At 70.4% G+C, this 25,304-nt stretch carries 24 protein-coding genes and 1 pseudogene; 14 read left to right on the forward strand and 11 right to left on the reverse strand.

From position 1 onward, the window contains the following. The first annotated feature begins 1 nt into the window (after position 1). Positions 2 to 406 carry a winged helix-turn-helix transcriptional regulator gene (locus tag ACFVS8_RS15675; RefSeq protein ID WP_387064198.1) on the forward strand — a complete coding sequence of 135 codons (405 nt, stop codon included), beginning with the start codon at positions 2 to 4 and terminating at the stop codon, positions 404 to 406. A gap of 22 nt (positions 407 to 428) precedes the next feature. Here the strand turns inward: ACFVS8_RS15675 and ACFVS8_RS15680 are convergent, their stop codons facing one another. Further along, on the reverse strand, positions 429 to 1,448 hold the full coding sequence (locus ACFVS8_RS15680; protein ID WP_387064201.1) for an acetylxylan esterase: 1,020 nt from the start codon (positions 1,446 to 1,448) through the stop codon (positions 429 to 431). Between the two features lie 237 nt (positions 1,449 to 1,685). Between ACFVS8_RS15680 and ACFVS8_RS15685 the strand changes: the two genes are divergently transcribed. After that, positions 1,686 to 2,162, forward strand: coding sequence for a DUF805 domain-containing protein (locus ACFVS8_RS15685; RefSeq protein ID WP_387064204.1), 477 nt, complete (start codon positions 1,686 to 1,688; stop codon positions 2,160 to 2,162). 323 nt (positions 2,163 to 2,485) lie between these two features. On the opposite strand, the gene ACFVS8_RS15690 is transcribed toward ACFVS8_RS15685, so the two are convergent. Then, positions 2,486 to 3,415, reverse strand: a complete 930-nt coding sequence (locus tag ACFVS8_RS15690; protein WP_387064207.1) for a DNA-3-methyladenine glycosylase family protein — start codon at positions 3,413 to 3,415, stop codon at positions 2,486 to 2,488. Positions 3,416 to 3,505: 90 nt separating this feature from the next. Here ACFVS8_RS15690 and ACFVS8_RS15695 point away from each other — a divergent pair, with 90 nt between their 5' ends. The 3 genes from ACFVS8_RS15695 to ACFVS8_RS15705 all read left to right on the forward strand — a co-directional run bounded on the left by ACFVS8_RS15695 (position 3,506) and on the right by ACFVS8_RS15705 (position 6,064). After that, entirely contained in the window at positions 3,506 to 4,213 is a 708-nt protein-coding gene (locus ACFVS8_RS15695) for an SOS response-associated peptidase (RefSeq protein WP_387064209.1), read from the forward strand. 56 nt (positions 4,214 to 4,269) lie between these two features. After that, entirely contained in the window at positions 4,270 to 4,695 is a 426-nt protein-coding gene (locus ACFVS8_RS15700; protein ID WP_387064212.1) for a pyridoxamine 5'-phosphate oxidase family protein, read from the forward strand. Positions 4,696 to 4,774: 79 nt separating this feature from the next. After that, a complete protein-coding gene (locus ACFVS8_RS15705; protein WP_387064215.1) occupies positions 4,775 to 6,064 on the forward strand; it encodes an ion channel protein in 1,290 nt (429 codons plus the stop codon). Positions 6,065 to 6,077: 13 nt separating this feature from the next. Here the strand turns inward: ACFVS8_RS15705 and ACFVS8_RS15710 are convergent, their stop codons facing one another. The 3 genes from ACFVS8_RS15710 to ACFVS8_RS15720 form a co-directional block, all read right to left on the reverse strand. Then, entirely contained in the window at positions 6,078 to 7,103 is a 1,026-nt protein-coding gene (locus tag ACFVS8_RS15710; protein WP_387064217.1) for a DUF2804 domain-containing protein, read from the reverse strand. 147 nt (positions 7,104 to 7,250) lie between these two features. Next, positions 7,251 to 9,092, reverse strand: coding sequence for a glycoside hydrolase family 3 protein (locus ACFVS8_RS15715; RefSeq protein ID WP_387064219.1), 1,842 nt, complete (start codon positions 9,090 to 9,092; stop codon positions 7,251 to 7,253). A gap of 4 nt (positions 9,093 to 9,096) precedes the next feature. After that, positions 9,097 to 10,416 (reverse strand): MFS transporter, encoded by a 1,320-nt coding sequence (locus ACFVS8_RS15720; protein ID WP_387064221.1) that lies wholly within the window; start codon positions 10,414 to 10,416, stop codon positions 9,097 to 9,099. Positions 10,417 to 10,555: 139 nt separating this feature from the next. Here ACFVS8_RS15720 and ACFVS8_RS15725 point away from each other — a divergent pair, with 139 nt between their 5' ends. Next, entirely contained in the window at positions 10,556 to 11,818 is a 1,263-nt protein-coding gene (locus ACFVS8_RS15725; protein WP_387064224.1) for a TetR/AcrR family transcriptional regulator, read from the forward strand. A gap of 16 nt (positions 11,819 to 11,834) precedes the next feature. On the opposite strand, the gene ACFVS8_RS15730 is transcribed toward ACFVS8_RS15725, so the two are convergent. Together ACFVS8_RS15730 and ACFVS8_RS15735 are read right to left on the reverse strand one after the other, a co-directional pair. Further along, on the reverse strand, positions 11,835 to 12,842 hold the full coding sequence (locus ACFVS8_RS15730; protein ID WP_387064227.1) for an alpha/beta hydrolase fold domain-containing protein: 1,008 nt from the start codon (positions 12,840 to 12,842) through the stop codon (positions 11,835 to 11,837). A gap of 167 nt (positions 12,843 to 13,009) precedes the next feature. After that, entirely contained in the window at positions 13,010 to 14,512 is a 1,503-nt protein-coding gene (locus ACFVS8_RS15735; RefSeq protein ID WP_387064230.1) for an arylsulfatase, read from the reverse strand. A gap of 106 nt (positions 14,513 to 14,618) precedes the next feature. Here ACFVS8_RS15735 and ACFVS8_RS15740 point away from each other — a divergent pair, with 106 nt between their 5' ends. The 3 genes from ACFVS8_RS15740 to ACFVS8_RS15750 all read left to right on the forward strand — a co-directional run bounded on the left by ACFVS8_RS15740 (position 14,619) and on the right by ACFVS8_RS15750 (position 16,522). After that, the gene (locus ACFVS8_RS15740; protein WP_387064875.1) at positions 14,619 to 15,512 is read left to right on the forward strand and encodes a formylglycine-generating enzyme family protein; all 894 of its coding nucleotides are present in this window, start codon (positions 14,619 to 14,621) and stop codon (positions 15,510 to 15,512) included. Between the two features lie 80 nt (positions 15,513 to 15,592). Then, positions 15,593 to 15,949: an Imm8 family immunity protein gene (locus ACFVS8_RS15745; RefSeq protein ID WP_387064233.1), complete on the forward strand. Its 357-nt coding sequence runs from the start codon at positions 15,593 to 15,595 to the stop codon at positions 15,947 to 15,949. Between the two features lie 150 nt (positions 15,950 to 16,099). Next, on the forward strand, positions 16,100 to 16,522 hold the full coding sequence (locus ACFVS8_RS15750; protein WP_387064236.1) for a DUF2510 domain-containing protein: 423 nt from the start codon (positions 16,100 to 16,102) through the stop codon (positions 16,520 to 16,522). A 142-nt stretch (positions 16,523 to 16,664) separates the two neighbouring features. Here ACFVS8_RS15750 and ACFVS8_RS15755 read toward each other — a convergent pair whose 3' ends face one another. From ACFVS8_RS15755 to ACFVS8_RS15765, 3 genes are all read right to left on the reverse strand, one after another. After that, entirely contained in the window at positions 16,665 to 17,126 is a 462-nt protein-coding gene (locus ACFVS8_RS15755) for a hypothetical protein (RefSeq protein ID WP_387064238.1), read from the reverse strand. 78 nt (positions 17,127 to 17,204) lie between these two features. After that, entirely contained in the window at positions 17,205 to 17,531 is a 327-nt protein-coding gene (locus ACFVS8_RS15760; protein ID WP_387064241.1) for a hypothetical protein, read from the reverse strand. 191 nt (positions 17,532 to 17,722) lie between these two features. Beyond that, entirely contained in the window at positions 17,723 to 18,061 is a 339-nt protein-coding gene (locus ACFVS8_RS15765; RefSeq protein ID WP_387064244.1) for a DUF805 domain-containing protein, read from the reverse strand. 38 nt (positions 18,062 to 18,099) lie between these two features. On the opposite strand from ACFVS8_RS15765, the gene ACFVS8_RS15770 reads away from it, so the two are divergent. After that, positions 18,100 to 18,447 (forward strand): DUF6578 domain-containing protein, encoded by a 348-nt coding sequence (locus ACFVS8_RS15770; protein ID WP_387064247.1) that lies wholly within the window; start codon positions 18,100 to 18,102, stop codon positions 18,445 to 18,447. A gap of 14 nt (positions 18,448 to 18,461) precedes the next feature. Here the strand turns inward: ACFVS8_RS15770 and ACFVS8_RS15775 are convergent. Continuing rightward, positions 18,462 to 19,470: pseudogene (locus ACFVS8_RS15775) on the reverse strand (LLM class flavin-dependent oxidoreductase). Positions 19,471 to 19,896: 426 nt separating this feature from the next. Between ACFVS8_RS15775 and ACFVS8_RS15780 the strand changes: the two are divergent. From ACFVS8_RS15780 to ACFVS8_RS15795, 4 genes are read left to right on the forward strand one after another with little or no spacing between them, the layout of a single operon-like run. Next, positions 19,897 to 21,345, forward strand: coding sequence for a pyridoxal phosphate-dependent decarboxylase family protein (locus tag ACFVS8_RS15780; RefSeq protein WP_387064250.1), 1,449 nt, complete (start codon positions 19,897 to 19,899; stop codon positions 21,343 to 21,345). Beyond that, on the forward strand, positions 21,342 to 22,787 hold the full coding sequence (locus tag ACFVS8_RS15785) for a lysine N(6)-hydroxylase/L-ornithine N(5)-oxygenase family protein (protein ID WP_387064253.1): 1,446 nt from the start codon (positions 21,342 to 21,344) through the stop codon (positions 22,785 to 22,787). The genes ACFVS8_RS15780 and ACFVS8_RS15785 overlap by 4 nt, the downstream gene beginning before the upstream one ends. Then, positions 22,784 to 23,368, forward strand: coding sequence for a GNAT family N-acetyltransferase (locus ACFVS8_RS15790; RefSeq protein WP_387064255.1), 585 nt, complete (start codon positions 22,784 to 22,786; stop codon positions 23,366 to 23,368). The genes ACFVS8_RS15785 and ACFVS8_RS15790 overlap by 4 nt, the downstream gene beginning before the upstream one ends. A 5-nt stretch (positions 23,369 to 23,373) precedes the next feature. Continuing rightward, positions 23,374 to 25,296 carry an IucA/IucC family protein gene (locus ACFVS8_RS15795; RefSeq protein ID WP_387064258.1) on the forward strand — a complete coding sequence of 641 codons (1,923 nt, stop codon included), beginning with the start codon at positions 23,374 to 23,376 and terminating at the stop codon, positions 25,294 to 25,296. Positions 25,297 to 25,304 lie beyond the last annotated feature (8 nt).

A 25,304-nucleotide genomic window follows, 5' to 3' on the forward strand; every position in this document is an offset into this window, starting at 1 on the left:
CATGGTAAGCAAGTCCGAAACGGATCTCGTCGCCGATCTCCCGGCGCATCGATCGCGCCTCGAACGGCTCGGGCACATCGACGACGACGCCTGCCGCCGGTTCACGCGCATCGTCGAGTTCGCGGGCCGCAAGTGGAACGCGTCGATCCTGCTCGCCGGGGTGCGCGGCGCACGGCGGTTCAGCGAGTACCGCGGCACCGTCGACGGCATCTCCGACCGGCTCCTCGCCGCACGACTTCGCGAACTCGAGGTCGGCGGGCTCATCGAGCGCCACGTGCGCCCGACGACCCCCGTCACGATCACCTACACGCCGAGCGCCGCGGGCATCCAGCTCGTCGAGGCGCTGCAGCCCCTCGTCGAGTGGGATGTCGCGCACGGCGAGTCGAGCGCACGGGACGCCGGCTGACCGCCTGACAGCGCCGGATCACTCAGCCCGCGAGTCGCTCGGCGAGCCACGCCGCCTGCCGCGGCCAGTGCGCGCCGGCGCCGCCCTCGTGCTGGTTGAACGCGTACTCGACGATGTCGGCGACCGGTGCGACGGTCTCGGGCGTATCCGCGTCGGCCGCGGCATCCGCACCCCATCGGTTGCGCGCGGCGTACACGGTCGACGGCGGGCAGACCGGGTCCATGAGGGCGACCGAGAACAGGGCCGGTGCGGTGGCGCGGGTCGCGAAGTTCGCGCCGTCGAAATACGAGAGCGTGTCGAAGGCGGATGCCGCGGCATCCCGATGCACGGCGAGGTACCGCACGATCTCCTGGTACGGGTCGCTGTCGGTGAGCCCCACGGCGCGTTCGAAGTGGCAGAGGAACGGCACGTCGGGCATGACGCCCACGAGCCCCTCGACGAGACCGGCCACGGCGATCGCGATGCCGCCGCCCTGGCTGCCGCCGCACACGGCGACGCGTTCGGCGTCGACCTGCGGCAGCGAGCGCACGGCGTCGACAGCGAGCACCGCGTCGGTGAACACGCGCCGGTAGTAGTAGCCCTCGGGGTCGTCGATACCGCGCGTCATGAACCCCGGAACCGACGGACCGGTGCCGTGCGGGTCGGCCGTCGTTCCGCCGGAACCCCAGACGCTGCCCTGCCCGCGCGTGTCCATGAGGAAGTAGGCGTACCCCGCGCTCGCCCATGCGAGCCGCTCGTGCGGCAGGCCCCGGCCCCCGCCGTAGCCGTTGAACTCGACGACGGTCGCCAGCGGGGCGGATGCCGCGGCCCCCGCGGGCACGATGAACCACCCGCCGACCGGGTCGCCGCCGAACCCGCTGAACTCGACGTCGTACACCTCGACCGTGGCGAGCGGGCTCTCGGCCCTGGTCAGCCGGGGAGGCTCGGCGAGCGCGCGCGCCCCGGCGAGCGTCGCACGCCAGAACTCGTCGAAGTCGTCGGGCTCGGCGATCTCGGGCCGGTACGCCCGCAGCTCGTCGGGGGCGAGGTCGAAGCGGGGCATTGCGGTCCTCTCGAACGGAACCCGTACGGACTCTCGGGCAGACTCCGGCGGACGCCGCGGCGGGGTTCCACGGCGACGCTCAGCGTATCCGAGCGGGCACCGCTGTCGGGGGCCGGGCACGCCCGGAACGTGCCCCGAACTGGGTCCATCGCGGAAGGAGAGGAGTCCTTCCACCGACGGTTGCGCTCTGCCACGATGAACTGCCCGATGCCCGACCACCCGACCCGACGGAGCAGCATGACCCTCACCCCGCCCGCGCAGCCCCTGACCCACCCTCGAAACGACGCACGGCTGTCCTCGCCGCTCCCCGGGGCGACCCTCGCCGAAGCGACGATCCGGTTCTTCACGAAGTACGCGGTCTTCAGCGGGCGGGCGAGCCGCAGCGAGTTCTGGTGGTGGCAGCTCTCGTACTTCGCAATCACGTTCGCGCTCTACCTCATCCTGATGTTCCTCGCGTACGCCGGGAGCACGACCGACCCGGCCACCGGCGCGACGGTTCTCGGGCCCGGCGCAATCCCCGCGTTCCTCCTGTACTTCGGATGGTCGCTCGCCGTGGTCGTGCCCAACCTCGCGCTCTTCTGGCGACGACTTCACGACACCGGCCGGCCGGGCTGGTACTTCCTCTTCGCCCTGATCCCGTTCGGCGGAGGACTGATCGTGTACATCATCGCGATGCTGCCGAGCAACGCGGCCGGAGCACGCTTCGACCGCTGAGCGGCCCCGCGCATCGGCCCCGGATGCCGAGCGAGCGCGGCGTTCGCCTTCCCGCGGCGCGGCGATCACCGTCCCACGGCGCTCCCTTCCCTTCTTCTCTATGCCAGTTCCGCCTCATCGATGGGGCGGAACTGGCATACCGCTGAGCGAGGGGCGATCACCGGGTCGCCGGTCGTTGCCCGCAGGCTCAGCCGTAGGGCGGACACGGACACGGACACGGACACGGACACGGACAGGCGCGCGCGGACAGGCGCACGGGCGACAGGTGTCAGATCGCGCGGTGGTGAACGAACGGCATGCGCGGGCGGGCGCGCGGACAGGAGTCAGATCGCGCGGTGGTCGACGAACGGCATGCGCGGGCCGCGCTTCGGCTTGCCGGCGACGCCGGCGGCCCCGAGCAGTCGGACGACGCGCTGGCGCTGCCCGGCCCACGGCCGCATCGCCTCGACCATCTCGTCGTCGGTCATGTCGCGGCCCCACAGCGCGTGGCCGAGGTAGTTCGAGAGGTGGTAGTCGCCCACCGCGAGGGCGTCGGGGTCGCCGAAGGCGCGCTGGGCGACCTCAGCGGCGGTCCACACGCCGACGCCGGGCATGAGCATGAGGCGCGCCGCGGCATCCGTCGGACTCATCGCGGCGGCCTCCTCGAGGCGCGAGGCGTGACGGGCGACGATCACGATCGTGCGCGACCGCTGCGGGTCGACCCCGGCGCGGTGCCACTCCCACGACGGGATGCGCCGCCAGACGTCGGCCGTGGGCGCGACCCGCAACGGGCGAGTGAGCCCGGGCGGGACCGGGCCGGGGGCCGGCTCGCCGAACCGGTGCAGGAGGAACCGCCACGAGTCGTGGGCCTGCAGCGTGATGACCTTCTGCTCGAGGATCGCGGGCACGAGCGCCTCGATCACGCGCCCCGTGCGCAGCATGCGGATGCCGGGGAACCGCCGGTGCGCCTCGTCGAGCAGCGGGATGAGCGGGGCGAACCCGCTCGGGTCGTCGTCTTCGCCGAGCACGGCCGGCGCTTCGGCGACCGCCTCGGCCGCACCTTCGCCCCACGCCTGCGCGCGCAACTCGCCGGCCGCAGCCTGGGAGTACCGCACGGTCGCCGCCCCCGAGGCCGTGCGGGTGGTGCGCCAGAACGCGCCGTCGACGCCCCGGTGGAACGTGGGGTCGCCCGGCCCTCGCCGCAGCACGCCGACGGTCCGCGCGAGATCGGTCGGATGCCGCGGGCTCCACGAGTGGGTCTGCTCCGCGATCACGGGCTCAAGTCTGGCCCCGCCCGCTGACAGCCTGCGCAGAACGCCAGAACACGGCACACGGATGTCGGCGGTCGGGTGCAGACTTGGCGCATGTGCGGGCGCTTCGCGAATGACGCAAAGGTCGACGAACTCATCCAGGAGTTCGTGGCCGCAGGCGGCGACTACAGGGACTGGCGGCCCCAGTACTCGATCGCGCCGACCGAGGTCATCCCCATCGTGCGCGAGCGCGCCGACCGCGAGACCGGCGAGATCAGCCGCATGGTCGACGCCGCCGCATGGAACTTCCATCCCGCGTTCCTGAAAGACGCGAAGCGGCCGCAGTTCAACACGCGTATCGAGACGGTCGCCACCAACGGCCTCTGGAAGGGCGCGTTCGCGTCGTCGCGGTGCCTCGTGCCGATGCGCGGCTACTACGAATGGACGGGCGAGCCCGGCAAGAAGCGCGCCTGGTTCCTGCACGGCGAGACGCCGCTGCTCGCGGCCGCGGGCATCTACACGGTGCGCAAGGTCGACGACGAGTGGCAGGTCTCGACGTCGATCATCACGCGCGAGGCACGGGATGCCTCCGGCGAGATCCACGACCGCATGCCCGTGTTCCTCGAGGCCGACTTCTGGAGCGAATACCTCGACCCGGCCAAGCTCGACGAAGGCGGCAAGGCGCACATGGTCGAGCAGCTCGCGGCGGAGTCCGACAAGCTCGCGCCCACGATCTCGACCTACGAGGTCGACCGTCGGGTGAACAACTCCCGCGCCGTCGACCCAGCAGACCCGACGCTCATCGACCCGCTCGAGTCGTAGCCCGCGGCGGGTCCGGGCCCATGCCGCTCGAGGCGATCCGGTCCTACGATGACGCTATGGATCGCCCGGAGATGATCGACTACGTCCGCGCCCACGGCGATGCCGTCGTCAGCACCCTCGCAGCAGACGGCGCACCGCAGTCGGCGTACCTCAGCATCACGGCCACCGATCGCGGGGAGCTCGTGTTCAATGCGCGAGGCGGTTCGCGCAAGATCGCGAACCTGCGCCGCGACGGGCGCATCGCGGTCGTCGTGGGCGGCGCCGACAAGACGACGCTGCAGGCGCAGGGCATCGCCGAGGTGCTCGAGCCCGGCAGCGACGAGGCGCGCCGGGCTGCCGAAGCGTATGCAGCCGCCTTCCCGTGGTTCGGCGGCTCGCTCACGAAGCCCGAGTTCGAGCTCGTGCTCGTGCGCCTCGACTGGGCGCGGTTCGGCGACTACCGCGAGGGCCCGCCCGTCTCGGTCGAGGTCGACCTCGCCTAGGTCACCTACCGAATAGGCCGGAGCTCTCGCGCCCGCGCGCCCGGGTCGGGCAGGATGGGCCTGACGCGGGGAGGGCGACATGACGGATGCCGAGGCGACCGGGCCGAGCGTACGACAGCTGGTGCTGCTGTCGATTCCGGCCATCCTGATCGGCGTGGGCTCGGCCGTGTGCCTCTGGGCGGTCAGCAGCCTGGCCGAACTGCTCGAATCGTTCCTCTGGGACACGTTGCCCGGCGCCTTCGGCGCCTCGGAGGCGACGCCGTGGTGGATCTTCACCGTGCTGACCTTCACCGGCCTCGCCGTTGGCGCCGTGGTGTGGTTGATGCCGGGTCATGCCGGACCCGACTCCGCGACCACCGAGCTCTCGGGCCCGTTTCCCGAGCTCAAGGCACTGCCCTCGCTCGTGATCGTCGTGACGCTGAGCCTCGCGGGCGGCGTGAGCCTCGGGCCCGAGAACCCGATCATCGCGATCAACGCGGTGCTCGCGATGACCCTCATCGGCCGCATGGCGAAGCAGGTGCCGCCCCAGCAGATCGCGGCGCTGGCCGTCGCGGGCACGATCGGCGCGCTCTTCGGCACCCCGGTCGCGGCCGCGCTCGTGTTTACGGGCATGGTCGGCGCGATGAAGTCGGGCGGCTCGTTGTGGGACCGCCTCTTCCTGCCGGTGGCGGCCGCCGGCGCGGGCGCCCTGACCACCGACCTGCTCGGCGGCCAGAAGCTCGCCTTCACGCTCGAGCCGATGGGCGCGCTGCAGCCGATCTACCTGCTCACCGGCCTGGTCGTGGCGGCGGGCGCCGCACTGCTCGGCATCGCGGCCGCCTGGCTGTTCCCCGTGCTGCACCGGGCGTTCCACGCCCTCGGCAATCCGATCGTCTTCACCACGCTCGGCGGCATGGTGCTCGGCCTCCTGGGCATCCTCGGGGGGCCGATCACCCTGTTCAAGGGCCTCGAGGAGACGGGTGAGCTGCTCAAGGACCCGGGCGCCTACGCGACGGGGCAGCTCGCGGCGTTCGCGGGCATCAAGATCGTCGCGATGCTCGTCGCCGCGAGCGCCGGATTCCGCGGCGGCCGCATCTTCCCGGTCGTGTTCGTCGGCACGGCGCTGGGGCTCTTCGCCACCGCGGTGATCCCAGACCTCCCGATCTCGCTCGCGGTCGCCTGCGCCGTGATGGGCATCGTGCTGGCCGCGACGCGCGACGGCTGGATCGCCATCTTCATCGGCGCCGCGCTCACGGGCGACACCGCGGTGATCGCCCCGATGTGCCTCATCGTGCTGCCGGTGTGGCTCCTCGTGACCAAGGCCCCCGAGCTGGTCATCCTCAAGCCGCGCGACGCGATCTCGGTGCGCAACCCCGACCACAAGGGGTGATCTCAGCCGACGGTCACCACCGGTTGCGCACCTCTTCGGCCCACCCCTCGAGCCCGGCGAACTCGATGCGCCGACCGTCGACCTCGACCCAGCCCGAGAAGGTGCCGAAGCACTGGTGGCCGTGCGTGCTGATGACCAGCAGCTCGGTGTCGTTGACGCGATCCCAGAACGGCGCGAACTGCACGTCGAGGCGCGAGCCGCGAATGCGCCACGGCCGCATGAAGTCGCCCGGGTCGTACTCCCAGGCGAGCTCCTCGCCGATCTTGTGCAGGCGCCCGCCGACGATGACGCCGTTCTCGGTCGATCCGGTGCCCTCGGTCCACCGCCCGCCGAACTGCAGCTGCAGCGGCTCGCCGGTCGACGCCGTGCCCGAGGCGGCCGCCCAGTTCCAGGTGAGGCTGTAGGGCCAACGGCCCCTGCCGTGGTCGAGGGCGGCCCACGCGGCATCCGCCGTCACGTCGATGACCTCGTCGCCGAGCACGACCCGGCCGTGCGCCGGCCGCCCGAGGTCCTTCACGGTGTACTGGAACCGCGTCGCAGACCACGGCACCACCACGGCCAGGCAGTCGTGATCGGTCGGCCGGTCGACGGTGAGGTCGAGGTCGAGGCCGTCGGATGTCGCGCGCAGGCGCGTCGCGTCGGCGCCCTCCTCGATGTCGATGCGCAGGTTCGCCGCCACCGCCTGCGCCGGACCGTCGCCCAGGGAGGCCGGAAGCGTCGCACCGCGCCCGAGCGGCACGGTCGCCTCGCGGTTCGCGACCACGGATCCGGTGCGACGGTCGTACGCGAGGATCGCGTGCACGGCCGCGTAGTCGAGCGACGACAGCGTCAGGGCGAACACGTGCGTGGGCGTCATGACCGCCCAGTACTCCCAGCGCTTGTTGCGGCCCCATGTGGTGCGGCCCAGGCCGATGCCCGAGGTGTCGTGCAGCGGCGTGCGGCTCCACCCGACGGCGGCGGGGTTCAGGCGACCGTCGGCCCCGCACAGCGCGACCCGTTCGGTGATCTCGCGTTCAGCGGTCTGCATCTCGATGGACATGCGGGTGCGCACCTCTCCGTGTCGCCGGCACCTCGGCGGGCCGAACCGTGCTGCGACTCTACAAGAACGGTCGAGGGGCTCCGGAACGCGTCCGGAGCCCCCCGATCGGGCGGTCGTGCGGCCGTTCGACCGCACGGGCAAGAACAGCTACAGGCTCAGTCCGTGACCGAAGCGGAACAGCGGGTCCTCCGTGTCGAACGGCACGTCTTCTCGGCTGGCCTCGACGGCGGCCATGCTCGACGGCAGGTCGAACGGCAGCTTGCCGAGGGGCTTCGCCGCACCCGTCAGCACGTCGAGCACCGCGCGGGCGCTCGCGCCGTAGTTGCCCACGATCGCCGCGGCGTCGTCGACGAACGGCGTGAGGATCGCCGGGCGGTCGAGGTGCACGTCGATGACGGTCGGCACGGCCGCGGCGACCTCACGCAGGTGCGCGACGGACTCGTCGGTGAAGTCGAGCGACCCCTGGTGGAAGAAGTTCTCGAACGTCGACGAGCGCTCCTCGAAGGGGGCGTGGGTGCGGATCACCGCGACATCCGCCTCGCCCGGGGTCTCGACGACCGTGCCGTACTCGGCGGCGACGGCCGCGTCGATGCCCTCGACGTAGAGCTTCAGACCGGTCGCGAGCGGCAGCACGGGCGAACCGGCGCCCGTGGGCACGGTGTTGGTGAGCACCGTGATCGAGGCGCGCTGCGCGTCTTCGCCGGCGGCCACGAACTCGTCGGAGCCGACCACGCGCCCGGCGTGCTCGACATCGACGTAGGGCTGGTCGAAGAGCCCGAGCACGAACTTCTCGCGCAGCAGGCGGCGCGCCGAGACATCCAACCGCTCCTCGCTGACGGCGCCCGACTCGACGAGCTCGACGAGCAGCTCGGGGATCGCCTCGCCGCCGAACTGGTCGGCGCCGGCCTCGAGCACCTTGATGACGCGCTCGCGCGGGGTGAGGTCTTCGACGCCCCAGGCGCGTGCCGGGAACGGCTCGCCGAAGATCTCGGCGTCGCTGATGAGTCCCCAGTCGGTGCAGACGATGCCCTCGAAGCCGTAGCGCTCGCGCAGCAGGCCCGTGATGACCGACTTGTTGAAGCCGAAGCCGACCTCCTCGTACTCGGTGCCGACGGGCATGCCGTAGTACGGCATGATCTGGCGGGTGCCCGCCGCGAAGGCGTCTTCGAAGGGCTTGAGGTGCAGCTCGAACTCGCCGCCGGGGTAGACCTGCTCGCGACCGTGCGCGAAGTGCGCGTCTTCGCCGTCCATCTGGGGGCCGCCGCCCGGGAAGTGCTTGGTCATCGTCGAGACCGAGCCCGGCCCGAACGACTCGCCCTGGAAGCCGCGGATGTAGGCGGCGCCCAGCTTGCCCGTGAGCTCGGCGTCCTCGCCGAACGTCGCGACCTGACGGCCCCAACGCGGTTCGGTGGCGAGGTCGATCTGCGGGTGCAGGGCGACGCGGATGCCGACGGCCGTGTACTCCTGGCGTGCGATATCGCCGAAGCGCTCGACGAGCGCCTCGTCGCGGATCGCCGCGAGCCCGATGGTCTCGGGCCAGCTCGAGAACGGGCCCGAGAGCATGCCCGCGAGCGGGTTGTCGCTGAACGAGTGGCGCGGATCGGTCGAGATCGTCACGGGGATGCCGAGGCGGGTCGACGCGGCGAGCTCCTGGAGCGCGTTGTGCCACTTCGCCATGAGCTCGGCCGACGGCGCCGAGCCGAGCACGTTGAAGTGCGTCATGCCCTTGCCGATGACCTGGTCGTGGTTCGAGGGCAGGCCGAACATCGGGTTCGCCTCGGCGAGCTCGCCGTCCTGGCTCATCGCGATCATGGTCTGGAAGAAGAGGCCGGCCTTCTCCTGCAGGGTCATCTGGCCGAGCAGGTTCTCGACGCGCTCGTCGACGGGCAGCGAAGCGTCGCGGTAGGTCGGGTCGACGGGGGCCCCGGTCGAAGCGGATGCCGCGGCATCCGCGTTCTCAGTGGCAGGGGTCTCGATGGTGTCGGTCATGGTGTTACTTCACTCCCTTGATTCGGTAGACGAGCACGGCGCCGGCGAGTGCGACGAGGGCGCCGAAGAGGTAGAAGGTGCTGTAGCCGCCGAGCGACGTGGTGGCACCGAAGGCGATGATTCCCGGGGCGATCACGGGGGCGATCGACTGCGGCAGCGCGTTGGCCATGTTCAGCACGCCGAGGTCCTTCGCGGTGTCCTTCTGGTTCGGCAGCACCTGGGTCGCGAGCGCCGTGTCGACCGACATGAAGGCGCCCGCGCCGAAGCCGATGATCGCCTGCGCGACGAGGACCACGGGGATGCTCGGGGCGAACGCGAGCACGACGAGGCCGAGCACCATGACACCGCCGGCGACGGCGACGAACGGGCGGCGCTTGCCGATCTTGTCGGAGAGGATGCCGCCGATGGGGCCCGAGAGCGCCATCGCGGCCATCGACGCGAGGTTCGCCATGAGGATCGTCGAGATCGCCTCCTGCTCGCCGAGGCCGAACTGCTCGGTCAGGTAGAAGGGCAGGAACGTGGCGATGCCGGCGTACCCGAAGAAGATGAGGAACTTCGTGAGCCAGGTCCAGCCGAAGTCGGGGTGCTTGCGCGGGTTGAACACGAACGAGCCGAAGAACTCCTTGACGCCGTAGCGTTCAGTGGGCTTCTCGGTGAGCACGCGGTCCTTCAGCGTGAAGACGAAGACCATCACGAACACGGTCGCGATGAGGGCGGGCACGACGAAGCGGCTGAGGTCGTCGGCGAGGAAGTTCACGAGGAAGCTGCCGCCGAGGATGCCGAGCGGGGTCGTCAGGCCGATGATGCCCGAGACCTTGCCGCGCGAGTTGACGGGCACCTGGTCGGGCACGGTCGCGGTCGACGCGGCCATGACGCCGTTGAGCGCGGCCTGCACGATGCACCAGCCGAGAAGCACGACCCACACGTCGGTCGCGACGCCGATCAGGGCGAAGGCCGCGAGGCCGACGAGCACGCCGCCGAACATCCACGGGCGGCGCATGCCGAACCGCGAGACGGTGCGGTCGGAGAGCCGGCCGACGAGCGGGTTGCACACGAGGGCGAAGAGCGCGCCGACGCCCATGATGAGGCCGAGCGCGTTCGTGGCCTCCTGTGCCGAGCCGGTGATGTGCTGCACCTTGAAGGCGAGCGAGACGAGGACGGGCGTGAGCAGGGCCAGGAAGAGGCCGAAGTTCGACAGCGCGAGCGTGGGGATGTAGCCCTTGGGCGTCTTGCCGGACTGACCTGCCGCGCCGGTGCTGTCGGCACTCGCGCCGGGCAGTTCGGGGCCGGGCGCACCCGGGGTGATGAGTGACGACTCTGTCATGGTGATTTCCTTCCGCGAAAACCGAGCCGTCTTTGGCTCTCGCATGAGGGTACACGAAACTCGACCGATTGGTAACTGAAATTCGAACGGCTGGTAACGAGCTGTGCGAGGATGGGGAGAAGGCGAATCGGGGGCTGGCATGACGCAGGTGATCTCAACGGATGCCGCGGCGCGCGCGGTCGCGCCCGTCACCCGTGCCGCCGCCACCGCCCGCACCCGCGCGAACATCGTCGCCGCGGCATCCCGCCTCTTCATCGAACGGGGATTCGGGGCGGTCTCGGTGCGCGACATCGCGGCCGAGGCCGGCCTCTCGCATCCTGGAGTGATCCGTCACTTCGCATCGAAGGACGAGATCCTCGAAGCGGTCGTGGCGGAGTTCACCGCCATCACCGAGGCCGAGCTCGATTCGATGCTCGGCCCCGACGGCGACGGCCTGCGCACGTTCGGCGAGGTCGCGAGGCGCAACGCCGGGATCGAGGGCTACCTCCCGCTCTTCTCCGTGCTCGCGGGCGAGGCGACGAGCGACGCCCACCCGGCCCACGAGCACTTCCGCGAGCGCCACGCAGAACTGCGCGCCCGCTCCTCCGTGCTGTTCCAGGCCGCGATCGATGCCGGCGAACTGCCGCCCGGAACCGATGCCATGGGCGAGACCATCCGGCTCGCGGCCGCGTGGGACGGCCTGCAGCTCATGTCCCTCTACCTGCCGGGTCGGTTCGACCTGCCCACGCTGCTCGACGCCCACCTCGCACAACTGCGCGGCGAGTCGGTGCCGCCAGGGCTCGTGCCGTCGTCGCCGTCACTCCCCCTCTTCGAGTCCGACCCGGTCGACGTCGGATACGCGCCCGGCCGCGTGCGCCGCCTGCAGATCATCGCCGACGCCTCGGCGCTCTTCGCGAGCCGCGGGTTCCACGCGACGAGCCTGCGCGAGATCGCCGACCAGGTCGGCATCGGCAAGTCGACCCTCGTGCACCACTTCTCGAGCAAGGAGGAGCTGCTCGCCGCCGTCATCGCCCGACGCGACGCCACCATCGACATCCGCTCGGAGTTCGCCGCCGTCGTCGACCCGCTCAGCGCACTCGACGGCCTCGCCGAGTCGGCACGCATCGCCGCCGACCTCGAACCCGGACTCATCGAGCTCTACGCGGTGCTCTCGGCAGAGGCGGCAGCCCCGACGCATCCGGGACACGCGTACTTCGAGCGCCGCTTCGAGTGGGGCATCTCCCGCTTCACGGCACTCTTCGAGGCTGCGGCGCCGGTGCTGCGCGCCGACCTCGATCCGGTGTTCGAGGCGGTCTGGCTCATCGCCCTGTGGGACGGCCTGCAGCTGCAGTGGCTCTACGACCCGACGAGCGTCGACGTCGCCGAACAGCTCGCGGCACACCTCGCGCAGCTCGCGCGCTGACGCGGCATCCGCTCACTCAGTCGACGGATGCCTCGGGCCGGGCGTCGAGCTCTCCGGCACCCGTCGGCCCGCCGACCGCGAGCTGCCGCGCGAGCCACTCGCGTGCACCCACGAACAGCCGCTGGGCGAGCTCGGTCTGCCCGCCCCAGACGTCGAAGCCGTGCGGGGCGGCGCTCACGATCTCGAACGACACGTCGACGCCTGCCTCGGCGAGCGCCTGCGCATACGCCGCGTCTTCGGCGGCGAACAGCTCGAGGTCGGTCCACGTGAGCCAGGCGGGCGGAAGCCCCGCGAGATCGGTGCGGCGGCCGGGCACCGCGTATGCCGGGACCTCGGCGGCGCCGGGCTCGAAGCCGAGGTACGAACGCCATCCGACGAGGTTCGAGCGATTGTTCCAGACAAGATGGTGACGCAGATCGTGCGACCGATCGGCGGCCGTGCGGTCGTCGAGCATCGGGCAGAACAGCCACTGCGCGGCCACCGGCTCGCCCTCGTCGTGGAGGCGCTGCACGAGCGCGGCGGCGAGCCCGCCGCCCGCGCTCGCCCCGCCGATCGCGATACGGGCCGCGTCGACGCCGAGCTCTGCGACGTGCCCGACGATCCAGGCGTACGCGTCGCGCACGTCGTCGTTCGCCGCCGGGAACGGATGCCTCGGCGCGAGCCGGTAGTCGACCGACACCACGACGGCGCCGGTCTCGCGCGCGGTCTCGCCGCAGAACCGGTCGTCGCCGGCGGCGGAGCCCATCACGAGCCCGCCGCCGTGGATCCAGAGGAGCGCCGACCCGTTCGGCCCAGCCGGCGTGAAGACGCGCACCCGCACCGCCCCGTCGTGCACAACCCGACGCTCGACGCCGTCGACGTGCGCGCCCGGCTGCAGCTTCGACGCACGACCGATGATCGCGAGCATCAGCGGGTTCTCGAGCTTGAGCGTCGGCACCTTCGCGAGTGCGGCATGCAGGCTCGGGTCGATCTCGTCGATCGTCATCGGCGCGATCGGGTCGGGTCGGGCGGTCAGGTCGGGCACGGGCGACTCCTCGGGTTGGTGCCCGAAACTCTACGGCGTCGCCCGCCCGCGACGGAACCGGCCCCGAGGCGGCCGCCCGCGGCATCCGTCAGCCCGTCGAGTAGGCCGGGCTGCAGGAGATGGGTCGCGCGAGACATCCGCCGCACGCGACCCATCGGCATCGAAGGTCAGGACGATCCTGAGGTGGCCTCCTGCAGCTTCTCGAGCACCTGGTCGATGGTGAACGAGGCCGGCTTCTGGCGGGCCGGGAACTCGACGAGCGACTGGAGCATCCTCGCGACGTAGGCCTGCGCGGGCACGAGCAGGAACACCCGGTCGAGGAACCAGTCGTAGTAGGTGTTCGACGTCTGCATCGCACGCTCGAACGGATCGGTGCGCAGGTTGAACAGGCGCGGCACGCGCAGGTGCGTGTACGGCTCGGCCCAGATGTTCAGCGTGCCCTCCGCGCGCTGCTCGAGGAAGACGATCTTCCAGTTGTCGAACCGCATCGCGGTGAGGTCGCCATCGTCTGAGCAGTAGAAGAAGTGCTTGCGCGGGCTCTCGTCGACCGCTCCCGTGATGTAGTCGAGCTGGTTGTGCCCGTCGAGGTGCACCTTGTACTCGCTGCCTGCGAGTTCGGTGCCCGCGGCCAACCGTTCGGCCACGTCGGGGTCGCCCGCGGCGGCGAGCAGTGTGACGAACCAGTCGTTGTGGCTCACGATGCCGTTGAGCACCGTGCCCGCCGGGATGCGGCCAGGCCAACGCACCATCGCGGGCACGCGGTAGGCGCCTTCCCAGTTCGAGTTCTTCTCGTTGCGGAACGGCGTCATGCCGGCATCCGGCCAGCTGTTCATGTGCGGCCCGTTGTCGGTGGAGTACATGACGATCGTGTTCTCGGCGAGACCGAGCTCTTCGAGCAGGTCGAGCAGCGACCCCACGACGTCGTCGTGGTCGAGCATCGTGTCGTGGTACTCCGATTGCCACCGCCCCGCACGCCCCTTGCTCTCGGGCTTGGTGTGGGTGCGGAAGTGCATGTGGGTCGAGTTGAACCACACGAAGAACGGCGTGTCCTCGTCGGCCCTGGCGCGGATGAAGTCGGCGGCCGCGTCGCGGAACTCCTCGTCGACGGTCTCCATGCGCTTGCGCGTGAGGGGTCCGGTGTCCTCGATGCGCTGCGTGCCGTCGTCGTTCGCCCAGCAGTGCAGCACGCCGCGCGGACGGAACTTCTCGCTGAACCCCGGGAACTCCTCGTCGGTCGGGTAGTCGGGGTGCTCGGGCTCTTCCTCGGCGTTCAGGTGGTAGAGATTGCCGAAGAACTCGTCGAACCCGTGCTGGGTCGGCAGGAACTCGTCGCGGTCGCCGAGGTGGTTCTTGCCGAACTGCCCGGTCGCGTAGCCCTGCTCCTTGAGCGCGGTCGCGATCGTGGGGTCCTCGTGCCGGAGGCCGAGGTCGGCACCCGGGATCCCGACCTTCGTGAGGCCCGTGCGGTAGGGATTCTGCCCCGTGATGAACGCGGCGCGGCCGGCGGTGCAGCTCTGCTCGCCGTAGTAGTCGGTGAACCGCACGCCCTCGTCGGCGATGCGGTCGATGTTCGGGGTGCGATACCCCATGAGCCCGTCGGAGTACGCGCTCAGGTTGGTGATGCCGATGTCATCGCCCCAGATGATCAGGATGTTCGGCTTGTCTGACATGCGTTCCCCTCATTCGATGTCGGTCGGGCGAACGTCGTCGATCCCCCGACGGCCAGTCAAGCACCGGCACCCCGGTCGCGGCTACGGTGGAAATGTGGCCGACGACATGGTGCTCATCACCGGGGGAACGTTCCGCATGGGCAGCGACGAGTTCTACCCCGACGAGCGCCCGGTGCACGAGCGAGCGGTCGCGGATTTCCGCATCGACCGGTACGCGGTCACGAACGAGGACTACGCGCGATTCGTCGACGAGGCGGGCTACGTCACGGTCGCCGAGCGGCCGATGGACCCTCGCGACTTCCCGGGTGCCGACCCTGCTTCGCTGGTGCCCGGCGCCATGGTCTTCACGCCCACCGCCGGGCCCGTCGACCTCCGCAACTGGCGCAACTGGTGGCGCTGGCAGCCGGGCGCCTATTGGCGCGCCCCGTTCGGCCCGGGCTCGGGAATCGACGATCGGCTGCGGCATCCGGTCGTGCACATCGCCTTCGAGGATGCCACGGCGTACGCGACCTGGGCCGGCAAGCGCCTGCCCACCGAGGCCGAGCACGAGTACGCGGCCCGCGGCGGCGTCGACGGGGCGCGCTTCGCGTGGGGCGACGAGCCGTATCCCGATGGCGTGCCACAGGCGAACTCGTGGCTCGGGCGGTTCCCGTACGACAACCAGGGCGTCGGCGGCACGGCCCCGGTCGGGTCGTACCCGGCGAACGGCTACGGCCTCTTCGACATGATCGGCAACACGTGGGAGTGGACGAGCGACTACTACACGCCCAGGCACCTGCGCCTCTCGGACTCCCCCGTCGACGCGGGCAAGCGCGAGAACCTGCTCGCCGCGGCGAGCGCGCAGGAGGGGTTCGAGGGCACCCCGCGCCGCGTACTCAAGGGCGGGTCGCACCTCTGCTCGCCCGACTACTGCCTGCGGTTCCGGCCCGCGGCCCGCTCACCGCAGGCCGAAGACACGGGCATGTCGCACATCGGGTTCCGCTGCGCGCGCGACGCGTGACCTTTCTGCGCTCCGCGAATCGAGATGCGCGCCATCTCGCGACGTTCTGACCAGGCGCCCGCACCTGGCACGATCGACTCATGCGCGCGACCTTGAGAAACCTTGCGTTCGAGCCAGATCCGGCGAGTTTGGCGGCTGAGCCAACGGAGTTCAGGCTCCACACCCGGTTGACCGTCGGCCCTGCTGACGGCCCCGGCGAGGAGAGTTTCGACATCACCGTTTGCACTCCCGAATGGCTCGCACGCGCGTGCAGCGCCACCGGTGGCATCTACGACGCCAGGCATCACGTCATCGTCAACCTGGACGAGTTCGACAAGAGGGCCCTTCACGACTGGCTCCTACTCAGAGTCGAGCGCGTGAAAGGGGACAACTGGGCCGAGATCGCGGAACGCCTCGGCCGACTCGGTGCCTGGGAGTTCGAGGACTACCGACCATGAACGAGGGTGCTACTGAAGGATCAGTTTCGTGCACGGCGAAGGATCGCCTTATGTGCGCTCCGCATCTGCGCGGGGCAGTCGAAAGCGGCTTCCAAGGAGTTGAATAATCGGCCACCGCGCGCGTCCGGGCGGCGTGGGAGAATCCATCCCGTGAACTCGCTCCCGCCACCGTCGGCATCCACCGCTCCCGGTTGGTATGTGGACCCCGTGGCCAACGACATGTTGCGGTGGTGGGACGGGGCGGAGTGGTCGGAAACCGAGTTCAAACTCGCCCGACGCGTCATCCCGCCAATCTCGGCCGAGTCCCGTCGCGACCTCTTGCTCGGCCCCATCGGTCGACTCGGATCGCTCTTCAACGTCATCATGTGCGGGGTCATCATCTTCGGCGGTCTCATGATCGCGTTGACCGTCACGCCGTTCGGCTGGGGCCTCGTCGTGGCAGGTCTGGTGCTCGAAGTGGTGTTCGTCACGGTCGCGGTGCTTGTTCGACGATTCGATGTTCCGCAGCGCGTGAACTCGCTGCTTTGGCCCGCTGACAGGTCTCCGAACAAATCAGCCGGACCACCTGAGTAGGCCGAGGAATCAGCATGAACACCGGGCCGCTCGCCGGAGGGGTCGTGCTGCTTGTCGTCGGCGCGATTCGTGCGCGCAAAGGGATCCTCATGCGTGCACGGTGAGGGACCGTCTGTCGGGCGGCGGTGCTGTGACCCACTCGTTAGCTGGGGGATCCCGGCGAGAACCTCAGGATCAGGTAGACGAGCGTCAACCCAAGCCCGATGGGTATGGTCATGCCGCTGACTACGCAGAACGCGAGGAGTGCCGGAAGGGGACCGATTGCGATGAAGAAATCCGAGTTCGACTCGATGCCGAGCGTGGCTGCCGCCCATCCTGCGCTCAGCGCGATAGGGAGCAGGATCGCCCATGCGGGTCCGACAGCCCGGTAGACGCTGAGTGTCCATGATGCCCAGGCGCACAACGCAAGGCCGGCGAGGATCGCGGTTGCCCCTATGACGCCAGCGAGCGCATCATCGTCTGCGGGTACCCCCGAGGTCAGCAACATCAGGAAGAGGGCGCCCCACAAGAAGCAGAACGCCGCAGCCGAGACGATCGCTGCTGCCCCGGTCAGCCCGAGGCTTCGTCCGCGCGCCAACCGTGTCTGCGCAGTGATGGCCATCATCGGAGGTCCTCGTGCCGGCGCTGGATCAGGCAGTGGAGCGTCATCCGCTTCGCCGAGTGCTGACCTTGCCACCGGTGCTCATTCGGCTGACCATCCGGTCGATGCACTGCAGGATTGATAGTCCTCGCGGATCGCTGGTGTTTGCTCCGGGGTCTGGCCGGGAACGGTGAACTGCTCGGCTCCAACGGCGACGACTTCCCATCCTGCCGTTTCCATGCATGCGAGCACAGCGGCGAAACTCTCCGAAGTCGCGGATGCAGCTTCCGGGGGCGGCGCCTGGGAGGCCGTCGGCGAAGGATCCGAACTGGGTGATACCGCCGGAGAGTGTTCCTCAGCGGCAGCGCATCCAGTGAGGGCGAGCAGCATCAGGCAGGCCGTCATGATGAGGGCGGTGTTCGGGCGCACGCGCCAATAGTAGGGCGCGTCCGTGAGCAAGCCCGAGGATGCCACCCGCGTCGCCACACAGGAGACGGTGGGATTTCGCTCGATCTCGTGTTCGCGAATCAGGTACGCACAGGGTTGCCCCAGTCGGCCGATCGGTTGTCGAGGCTGTGGAGCCGGCGCCGAGAATCATCCGTCCCGGGAAGAACCTTGACTCAGAGATCGAATCGGGCGCCTTCGGGACGTGACCGCCTGGTGGCGAGGAGCAGGAGCACGAGTCCCCCGGGCGGGATGACGGCGAGCAGCGCCCATCCGCCGGAGAGATTCGAGTCGTGCAGGCGACGGATCGCGATCGTGAACCCCGGGATCACCGTGGCGACGAGCCAGATTCCGGCGAAGAGCAGGAACACCGCGACGACCGGTGAGTCGGATGCCACCGCAGGCCCCGTGCTGAACAACCCGAAGGGCGCGAACAGCCACGAGCCGAACGGGCCGACCGTCAGCGTCGAGACCGGGGTGCGGCCCGTGATCAACGTCGGGATGAGAATTTGCACGGCGCACCGCGTTCTTCGGCCCGCGTATGTTTGGTCGCATGCGCGTAGAGGTGTTCGTCGGCGGCTGGGAGCACGCGTGCTGCGGCGAGTCCCTCCATCGCGGCGACGCGGTCGCGTGGACCTGCATCGTGGCCCCCGACGGCGGCCTGCACGTGACGCGCCACGATCTCGAGGGGTTGCGTGTCACGCGTCTCGAGGGAACGGTCGTCGACCTGCGGTACGTGGCGAAGGATGGGCAGTCGACGCGCATCGAGCACGTTCCGAGCGGCCGAGCGCTCAGGGGGTTCGACGAGCACGATGATGGCAGGGTCATCGCGATCGATTCAGGCGCGATCCTCACCACCACGTCCGAGAACTTCTTCGCCGTCGTGGAGCCGAGCGCCTAAGGCATCAGTCCGTGTCAGGCGCGGCGCGGCGCGAGGTCGAGCAGCGGCGCGACGCCCTCGGCGAACCAGTACGCCTCCTCGAGGTGCGGGTAGCCCGACAGCACGAACTCGGTGAAGCCGACGGCTCGGTATTCGCGGATGAGCGCGGCGACCTCCTCGAAGCTGCCGACGAGCGCGGTGCCCGCCCCGCCGCGCACGAGGCCGATGCCGGCCCAGAGCCCGGGGTGAACCTCGAGGTCTTCACGGCGCAGGCCGCCGCCGACGAGCTCGGCCTGTTGGCGCTGGCCGACCGAGGCCGACGAGAGGAACGACTCGCGGGCCTTCGCGACGACCTCGGGGTCGAGGCCGGCGACGAGCTCGTCGGCGAGCCGCCAGGCCTCCTCGCTCGTCGGGCGGGCGATGACGTGTGCGTCCGCGCGCGGCGGCGGCCTCCCGCACGCGGGCGATCTTCTCGCCGGCCTGCGCCGGGGGCTCGCCCCAGGTCAGGTAGACGTCGCAGTGCTCGGCCGCGACGTCGATCGCGGCATCCGACGATCCGCCGAGGTAGATCTCGGGCTGCACGTCGAGCTTCGGGATCTGCGCGCCCTCGATCGTGTGGAACTCGCCGTCGAAGTCGACGCGTTCGCCGTTCCACAGCCGCCGCACGATGCCGAGGTACTCGGCGGCGCGGGCGTACCGCTCGTCTTTGCCGATGCGGTCGCCGTACTTGCGCTGCTCGGCGTCGTCGCCGCCGACCACGACGTTCACGCGCAGTCGGTCGCCGCTGTACCGCTGGAATGTGGCCGCCACCTGGGCCTGGAGCGTCGGCGACATGAGCCCGGGGCGGAACGCGACGAGGTAGTCGAGGTCGCGCGTGTGCTGCGAGAGCGAGCTCGCCGCGACCCAGCTCTCCTCACTCCGGCCGCCGGTCGGGATGAGCACGGCATGGAAGCCGAGCTGCTCGACCGAGCGGGCGATCTGCGACAGGTAGGCGATGTCGGGCTCGCGCCTCGCCGGTGCGGCGGACTGCCCCGCGTAGGTCATCGCCGAGCCCTGGCTGAGGTCGGTGCGCGAGTCGCCGGTGAGCGGAATGAACCAGTCGAGGATGATGCCGTCGTCGGCCGGTGCTGCAGCGGTGGTCTCGGTCACGTCGGGAGCCTAATCAAGGCCCGCGAGCACCCATCCGGATGTTGCCGCGCATGACGCGCAAGACTCGCTCCGACGCGCCGCCGACGATCCGCGAGTGGTCACGATCTGCGGCTTCAAGTGCCCGGCATCCAGCAGATCGCGACCACTCGACATCCCGGGCGTGGCGCGCCGCGACATCCGTCTGATCAGGGGTTTCACCACGGAATACCCCGCAAACGGGGGACGGAACACTTCGTCATGTTGCACGGCTCTTATTAGGTAAGGCTATGCTAACCCCCGGCCAATCCGGCCCGACCGCGACCGACAAGGGGAGCCGACCGCATGCGCGATCTGCTGATGAATTCGACCGTGCCCGAGTACACCGAACTTCTGGGCCGTGCGACGGGCCTCGTGGCCGCTCGCGTGGCATCCGTCACGCAGCCGTTCTCGGGCGCGAGCCGCGCCGAACTGCAGCACCTCGTCGACGTGGTCGACCTCGAGTCGGCGGGGGTCGGCACGGCCGAGGCGCTGCGCGAGGTCGACGAGCTCTTCCTCGAGCACGCGATCTGGTTCCACGACCCGGCGTACACCGCACACCTGAACTGCCCGGTCGCGCTGCCCGCAGTGGCCGCCGAGGCGATCCTGGCCGCGGTCAACCCCTCGGTCGACACCTACGACCAGTCCGCGATCGGCACGCTCATGGAGCGTCGCCTCATCACCTGGACCGCGCAGCGCATCGGCTTCGAGCATGGCGACGGCGTCTTCACCTCGGGCGGCACGCAGTCGAACCTGCACGCCCTGCTGCTCGCCCGCGAGTGGACCCTCGCCCAGCACGGCGGCTCGCGCGCCGAGCTGCTGCCGCGCCTGAACATCCTCGCCACCGCGTCGAGCCACTTCAGCGTCGAGAAGTCGGCACTGCTGCTCGGCCTCGGCGACGACGCCGTCGTGAGCGTGCCCGACGACGGCGAGGGGCGAATGGATGCCGCGGCGCTGGCCGCCTCCCTCACCGCGATCCGCGCGGCCGGCCGCATCCCGATGGCCGTCGTCGCGACCGCCGGAACGACCGACCGCGGCGTCATCGACCCGGTCGCCGCGATCGCCGAGCTGTGCGACGCGCACGAGGTCTGGCTGCACGTCGACGCCGCGTACGGCTGCGGACTGCTCGTCTCGCAGCGCCACCGCGGGCTCATCACGGGCATCGAGCGCGCCCGCTCGGTCACCGTCGACTTCCACAAGAGCTTCTTCCAGCCGGTCTCGTCGAGCGCGATCGTCGTGCGCGAGCCGGTCGACCTCGCCGCAGCAGCCTGGCACGCCGACTACCTGAACCCGCTCGAGAACGAGGAGCCCAACCAGGTCGACAAGTCGCTGCAGACGACCCGACGCTTCGACGCGTTGAAGCTCTGGACCACCCTGCGTGCGATGGGCGCCGACGGCATCGGCGAGCTGTTCGACCAGGTGATCGAGCTGGCGCGCGTCGTCGGCGACGAGATCGCGGCCGACCCCGAGCTCGAGCTCGTCGGCCGCTCGCAGCTCAGCACCGTGCTGTTCCGCGTTCGCCCCGAGGGCGCCGACGAGCAGACGCAGGATGCCCTCGTCGCCCAGGTGCGGCGGGTGCTCTTCGAGTCGGGCCGGGCGCTCGTCGCGAAGACCGTCATCGACGGGCGGCCCTGCCTCAAGCTCACGCTGCTGAACCCCGAGGCATCCGTCACCGACATCCGTCACGTGCTCGACCTGGTGAAGGATGCCGCGGCGGCCCTCGTCGACCTGCGCGACGTGGAGGTCGTGGCATGAGCGCCGGCGACGCGCTGCGCCCCGCCGAGGAGGCTCGCGTGCACGACCTCGTCGGCATCGGCATCGGCCCCTTCAATCTCGGACTCGCCTGCCTCGTCGAGCCGCTCGCGCTCGACGCGGTGTTCCTCGACCGCGCCGACGGGTTCGCCTGGCACCACGGCATGATGCTCGACGGCGCGACGATCCAGGTGCCGTTCATGGCCGACCTCGTGACCATGGCCGACCCGACGTCGCCGTTCTCGTTCGTGAACTGGCTCAAGCAGAGCGGGCGGCTCTACCCCTTCTACATCCGCGAGAGCTTCTACCCGCTGCGCGCGGAGTACGACGCGTACTGCAGGTGGGCGAGCGAGCAGTTGCCGTCGCTCCGCTGGCGACGCGACGTCGTGTCGGTCGAGCACGACGAGGCGGCCGACGTCTACACCGTGCGCGCGCTCGACCTCGAGACCGGCGACGTCGAGACCTACCGCGCGCGCCACGTCGTGCTGGGCGTCGGCACCACCCCGAGTATCCCGGCCGCGCTGCGCGACCTGCCCGGCGTCGTGGTGCACAGCTCGGAGTACCTGCCGAACCGCGAGCGCCTGCAGGCCGGCGGGTCGATCACGGTCGTCGGCAGCGGGCAGTCGGCCGCCGAGATCTACCGCGACCTGCTCGGCGAGGCGCGCGGCTCCGGCAGCACCTCCGGCCACGAGGCCGGCGACGGCTACCACCTCGACTGGATCACCCGGTCGCCGCGCTTCTTCCCGATGGAGTACACCAAGCTCACGCTCGAGATGACGAGCCCCGAGTACACCGACCACTTCCACGGCCTGCCGCTCGCCATGCGCCAGCAGCTCGGCCGTGAGCAGCGCTCCCTCTACAAGGGCATCTCGGGCGACCTCATCGACGAGATCTACGACACGCTCTACGAGCTCAGCGCCTCGGGCCCGGTGCCCACGACGCTGCTCACCGACACCGAGCTGCTCGAGGCCTCGTGGGACGGCACCCAGTTCCGGCTGCGCCTGCGGCACGCCCAGCTCGGGGTCGAGCACGAGCGCGAGACCGACGCGCTGGTGCTCGCGACCGGGTACTCGGCGCGGGTTCCGGCGTTCCTCGACCCGGTGCGCGACCGCCTCGACTGGGATGCGCTCGGCCGGCTCGACGTCGCCCGCGACTACAGCATCGACGGCGGCCGCGGCCGCGTGTTCGTGCAGAACGGCGAGGAGCACACGCACGGGCTCACCGCCCCCGATCTCGGCTTCGGCGCCTGGCGCAACGCGCAGATCATCGCCAACATCTGCGGCCACGAGATCTACCCGCTCGAGCGCAGCATCGCGTTCCAGCAGTTCGGGGTGCCGACGGATGCCGCGGGCGGGCCGGGCGTCGCCGGCAGGCCGGGTGCCGCGGGCAGGCCGGGTGCCGCGGGCCGAGCCGATGCCTCCTTCGCCGAGGGGGTGCTCCGATGACCGTCGTGACCGACTTCGAGATCGCGATCAGGCCGACGGATGCCTCCGGCGACGCCGCGACCGTGCAGCGGTGGCTGTCGCATCCGAAGTCCGCGTTCTGGGGCATGCAGGAGCTCGGCGTCGACAAGGTCGCCGACTACCTCGGCGAGGTCGCGACCCACCCGCACCAGGACTCGTGGCTCGGGTCGGTCGACGGCGGCGCGACGTTCCTCGCCGAGACCTACGACCCCGCGCGCGTGCTGCTCGTCGGCATCCACGAGGCGCAGCCCGGCGACCTCGGCATGCACGTGCTCATCGCGCCGGCCGAGGGCCATGCGACGCACGGGCTCACCGACGCCGTGTTCGCGGCCGTCATGCGCTGGTGCTTCGACGAGCTCGGCGCCGAGCGCGTGGTCGTCGAGCCCGACGTGCGCAATGCGGCGATCGCCGCGAAGAACGCCAGGGCGGGCTTCCGCGTACTCGGCGAGATCGAGGTGCCCGAGGGCGAGCACGTGAAGCGCGCGAACCTCTCGGTGTGCACGCGCGCCGACTTCGCGGCATCCGCCCTCGGCACCCTGCCCGACCACGACCGACTCGGATGACGCTCATGACCCACCGCACCGACCTCACCCGCACCGACTTCACCCCGCCGGCGAGCATCGCCGCGAACCCCGCCGCGCACCTCACGCAGGCCGCCATGGCGACCGCGCAGCGCCACCTCGTGGCCAAGGCGATCGCCGAGTTCACACACGAGCGACTGCTGGTGCCCGAGCCGGCCGGCCCCGCGGCATCCGCTCGTTCCTACCGCCTCGCCCTCGACGGCGGACGGGTCGAGTACCGCTTCGATGCCGACCGCTTCGAGCTCGAGCACTGGGTGCTCGACGAGCCGAGCCTCGAACGCCTGGTCGACGGCACGCCGACGCCGCTCGACGCGCAGGCGTTCATCATCGAGCTGCAGCCGCTGCTCGCGATTCCCGACGGCCTGCTCGCGACCTACCTCGAGGAGATCGCGTCGACGCTGGCGAGCAGCGCCTTCAAGCTCGAGCATGGCGGGCCGACCGCCGCCGAGCTCGCGCGCGCCGACTTCCAGACCATCGAATCGGCGATGACCGAGGGCCACCCCGGCTTCGTCGCGAACAACGGCCGCATCGGCTTCGGTGTGACCGAGTACTCGGCGTACGCGCCAGAGGCCGGCGAGCCGTTCAGGCTCGTCTGGCTCGCCGCGCGTCGGGAGTTCACGCACTTCGCGCTCGGCGAGGGCCTCGAGGCGCAGTCCTTCCTGCGCGAGCAGCTCGGCCGGCCGCAGCTCGACGTCTTCGAGGCGCGCCTCGTCTCGGCCGGACTCGAGCCGAGCGACTACCTGCTGCTGCCGGTGCACCCGTGGCAGTGGGAGCACCGCGTGGCGATCACGTTCGCGCCCGACCTGGCCAAGCGGAACCTCGTGTTCCTCGGCGAGGGCTTCGACCGCTACCTCGCCCAGCAGTCGCTGCGCACGATGTTCAACGCCGACGACTGGAGCCGCGACTACGTCAAGACGGCGCTCTCCATTCAGAACATGGGGTTCCTGCGCGGCCTCTCCCCCGCGTACATGCGCGTGACGCCGGCGATCAACGACTGGGTGGCCGGGCTCGTCGGCGCCGACCAGACCCTCGGCGAAGCCGGGTTCCGGGTGTTGCGCGAGCACGCCTCGATCGGCTACACCGGCGATGCGTACCACCGCACGCGCACCGTCTCGCCGCACCGCAAGATGCTCGCGGCGCTCTGGCGCGAGAGCCCCGTTCCGCTGCTCGCGCCGAACCAGCGGCTCAGCACGATGGCCGCACTGCTGCATCGGGATGCCGCGGGTGCCTCGGTCGCGAGCGCCCTCGTCGAGGCATCCGGCCTGCCCGCCGTCGACTGGGTGCGGGCGTACCTGCGCGCCTACCTGCGGCCGCTCGTGCACTGCCTTCGTGCCTACGACCTCGCCTTCATGCCGCACGGCGAGAACCTGATCCTCATCCTCGAGGACGCCGTGCCCGTCGGCGTGTTCATGAAGGACATCGGCGAGGAGGTCGCGCTGCTGTCGGCTCCGCGCGCGGCCTCGGTACCCGCCGCGACGAGCGTGCCCGCTGCGCCCGCGGTGCCGCCCGTGCCCGAGGACGTGCAGCGCATCATCGCCGAGGTCGACGACACCGAGAAGGCGCTGGCGATCTTCACCGACGTGTTCGACGGCGTGCTGCGGCACCTCGCCGGCATCCTGCACCGCGACGGCACGCTCGACGAGCAGACGTTCTGGGCGCTCGTGGCCGAGTGCATCGACGAGCACGAGGTGGCCCACCCGCACCTCGAGTCGGGCATCGACCTGCGCGCCGAGACGTTCGCGCACTCGTGCCTGAACCGCCTGCAGCTGCGCAACACCCTGCAGATGGTCGACATCGCCAACCAGTCGGAGTCGCTCATCTACGCTGGTCGGATGGTGAATCCGATCGCGAGGTCGCGTCGGTTCGGGGCGGATGCCGCGGCATCCGTCACCACCGATGCAACGGTCTGAGCCGGCCG

The organism is Agromyces sp. NPDC058110 (assembly GCF_042884735.1).
Lineage (GTDB): Bacteria > Actinomycetota > Actinomycetes > Actinomycetales > Microbacteriaceae > Agromyces.

Coding starts and splice junctions, on each gene's coding strand:
- ACFVS8_RS15740 (WP_387064875.1), top strand. CDS start 14,619: ATGGTGCTCATCACCGGGGGAACGTTCCGCATGGGCAGCGACGAGTTC.
- ACFVS8_RS15705 (WP_387064215.1), top strand. CDS start 4,775: ATGACGGATGCCGAGGCGACCGGGCCGAGCGTACGACAGCTGGTGCTG.
- ACFVS8_RS15720 (WP_387064221.1), bottom strand. CDS start 10,416: ATGACAGAGTCGTCACTCATCACCCCGGGTGCGCCCGGCCCCGAACTG.
- ACFVS8_RS15710 (WP_387064217.1), bottom strand. CDS start 7,103: ATGTCCATCGAGATGCAGACCGCTGAACGCGAGATCACCGAACGGGTC.
- ACFVS8_RS15700 (WP_387064212.1), top strand. CDS start 4,270: ATGGATCGCCCGGAGATGATCGACTACGTCCGCGCCCACGGCGATGCC.
- ACFVS8_RS15695 (WP_387064209.1), top strand. CDS start 3,506: ATGTGCGGGCGCTTCGCGAATGACGCAAAGGTCGACGAACTCATCCAG.
- ACFVS8_RS15780 (WP_387064250.1), top strand. CDS start 19,897: ATGCGCGATCTGCTGATGAATTCGACCGTGCCCGAGTACACCGAACTT.
- ACFVS8_RS15685 (WP_387064204.1), top strand. CDS start 1,686: ATGACCCTCACCCCGCCCGCGCAGCCCCTGACCCACCCTCGAAACGAC.
- ACFVS8_RS15770 (WP_387064247.1), top strand. CDS start 18,100: ATGCGCGTAGAGGTGTTCGTCGGCGGCTGGGAGCACGCGTGCTGCGGC.
- ACFVS8_RS15795 (WP_387064258.1), top strand. CDS start 23,374: ATGACCCACCGCACCGACCTCACCCGCACCGACTTCACCCCGCCGGCG.
- ACFVS8_RS15755 (WP_387064238.1), bottom strand. CDS start 17,126: ATGATGGCCATCACTGCGCAGACACGGTTGGCGCGCGGACGAAGCCTC.
- ACFVS8_RS15735 (WP_387064230.1), bottom strand. CDS start 14,512: ATGTCAGACAAGCCGAACATCCTGATCATCTGGGGCGATGACATCGGC.
- ACFVS8_RS15785 (WP_387064253.1), top strand. CDS start 21,342: ATGAGCGCCGGCGACGCGCTGCGCCCCGCCGAGGAGGCTCGCGTGCAC.
- ACFVS8_RS15675 (WP_387064198.1), top strand. CDS start 2: ATGGTAAGCAAGTCCGAAACGGATCTCGTCGCCGATCTCCCGGCGCAT.
- ACFVS8_RS15790 (WP_387064255.1), top strand. CDS start 22,784: ATGACCGTCGTGACCGACTTCGAGATCGCGATCAGGCCGACGGATGCC.
- ACFVS8_RS15725 (WP_387064224.1), top strand. CDS start 10,556: ATGACGCAGGTGATCTCAACGGATGCCGCGGCGCGCGCGGTCGCGCCC.
- ACFVS8_RS15745 (WP_387064233.1), top strand. CDS start 15,593: ATGCGCGCGACCTTGAGAAACCTTGCGTTCGAGCCAGATCCGGCGAGT.
- ACFVS8_RS15715 (WP_387064219.1), bottom strand. CDS start 9,092: ATGACCGACACCATCGAGACCCCTGCCACTGAGAACGCGGATGCCGCG.
- ACFVS8_RS15680 (WP_387064201.1), bottom strand. CDS start 1,448: ATGCCCCGCTTCGACCTCGCCCCCGACGAGCTGCGGGCGTACCGGCCC.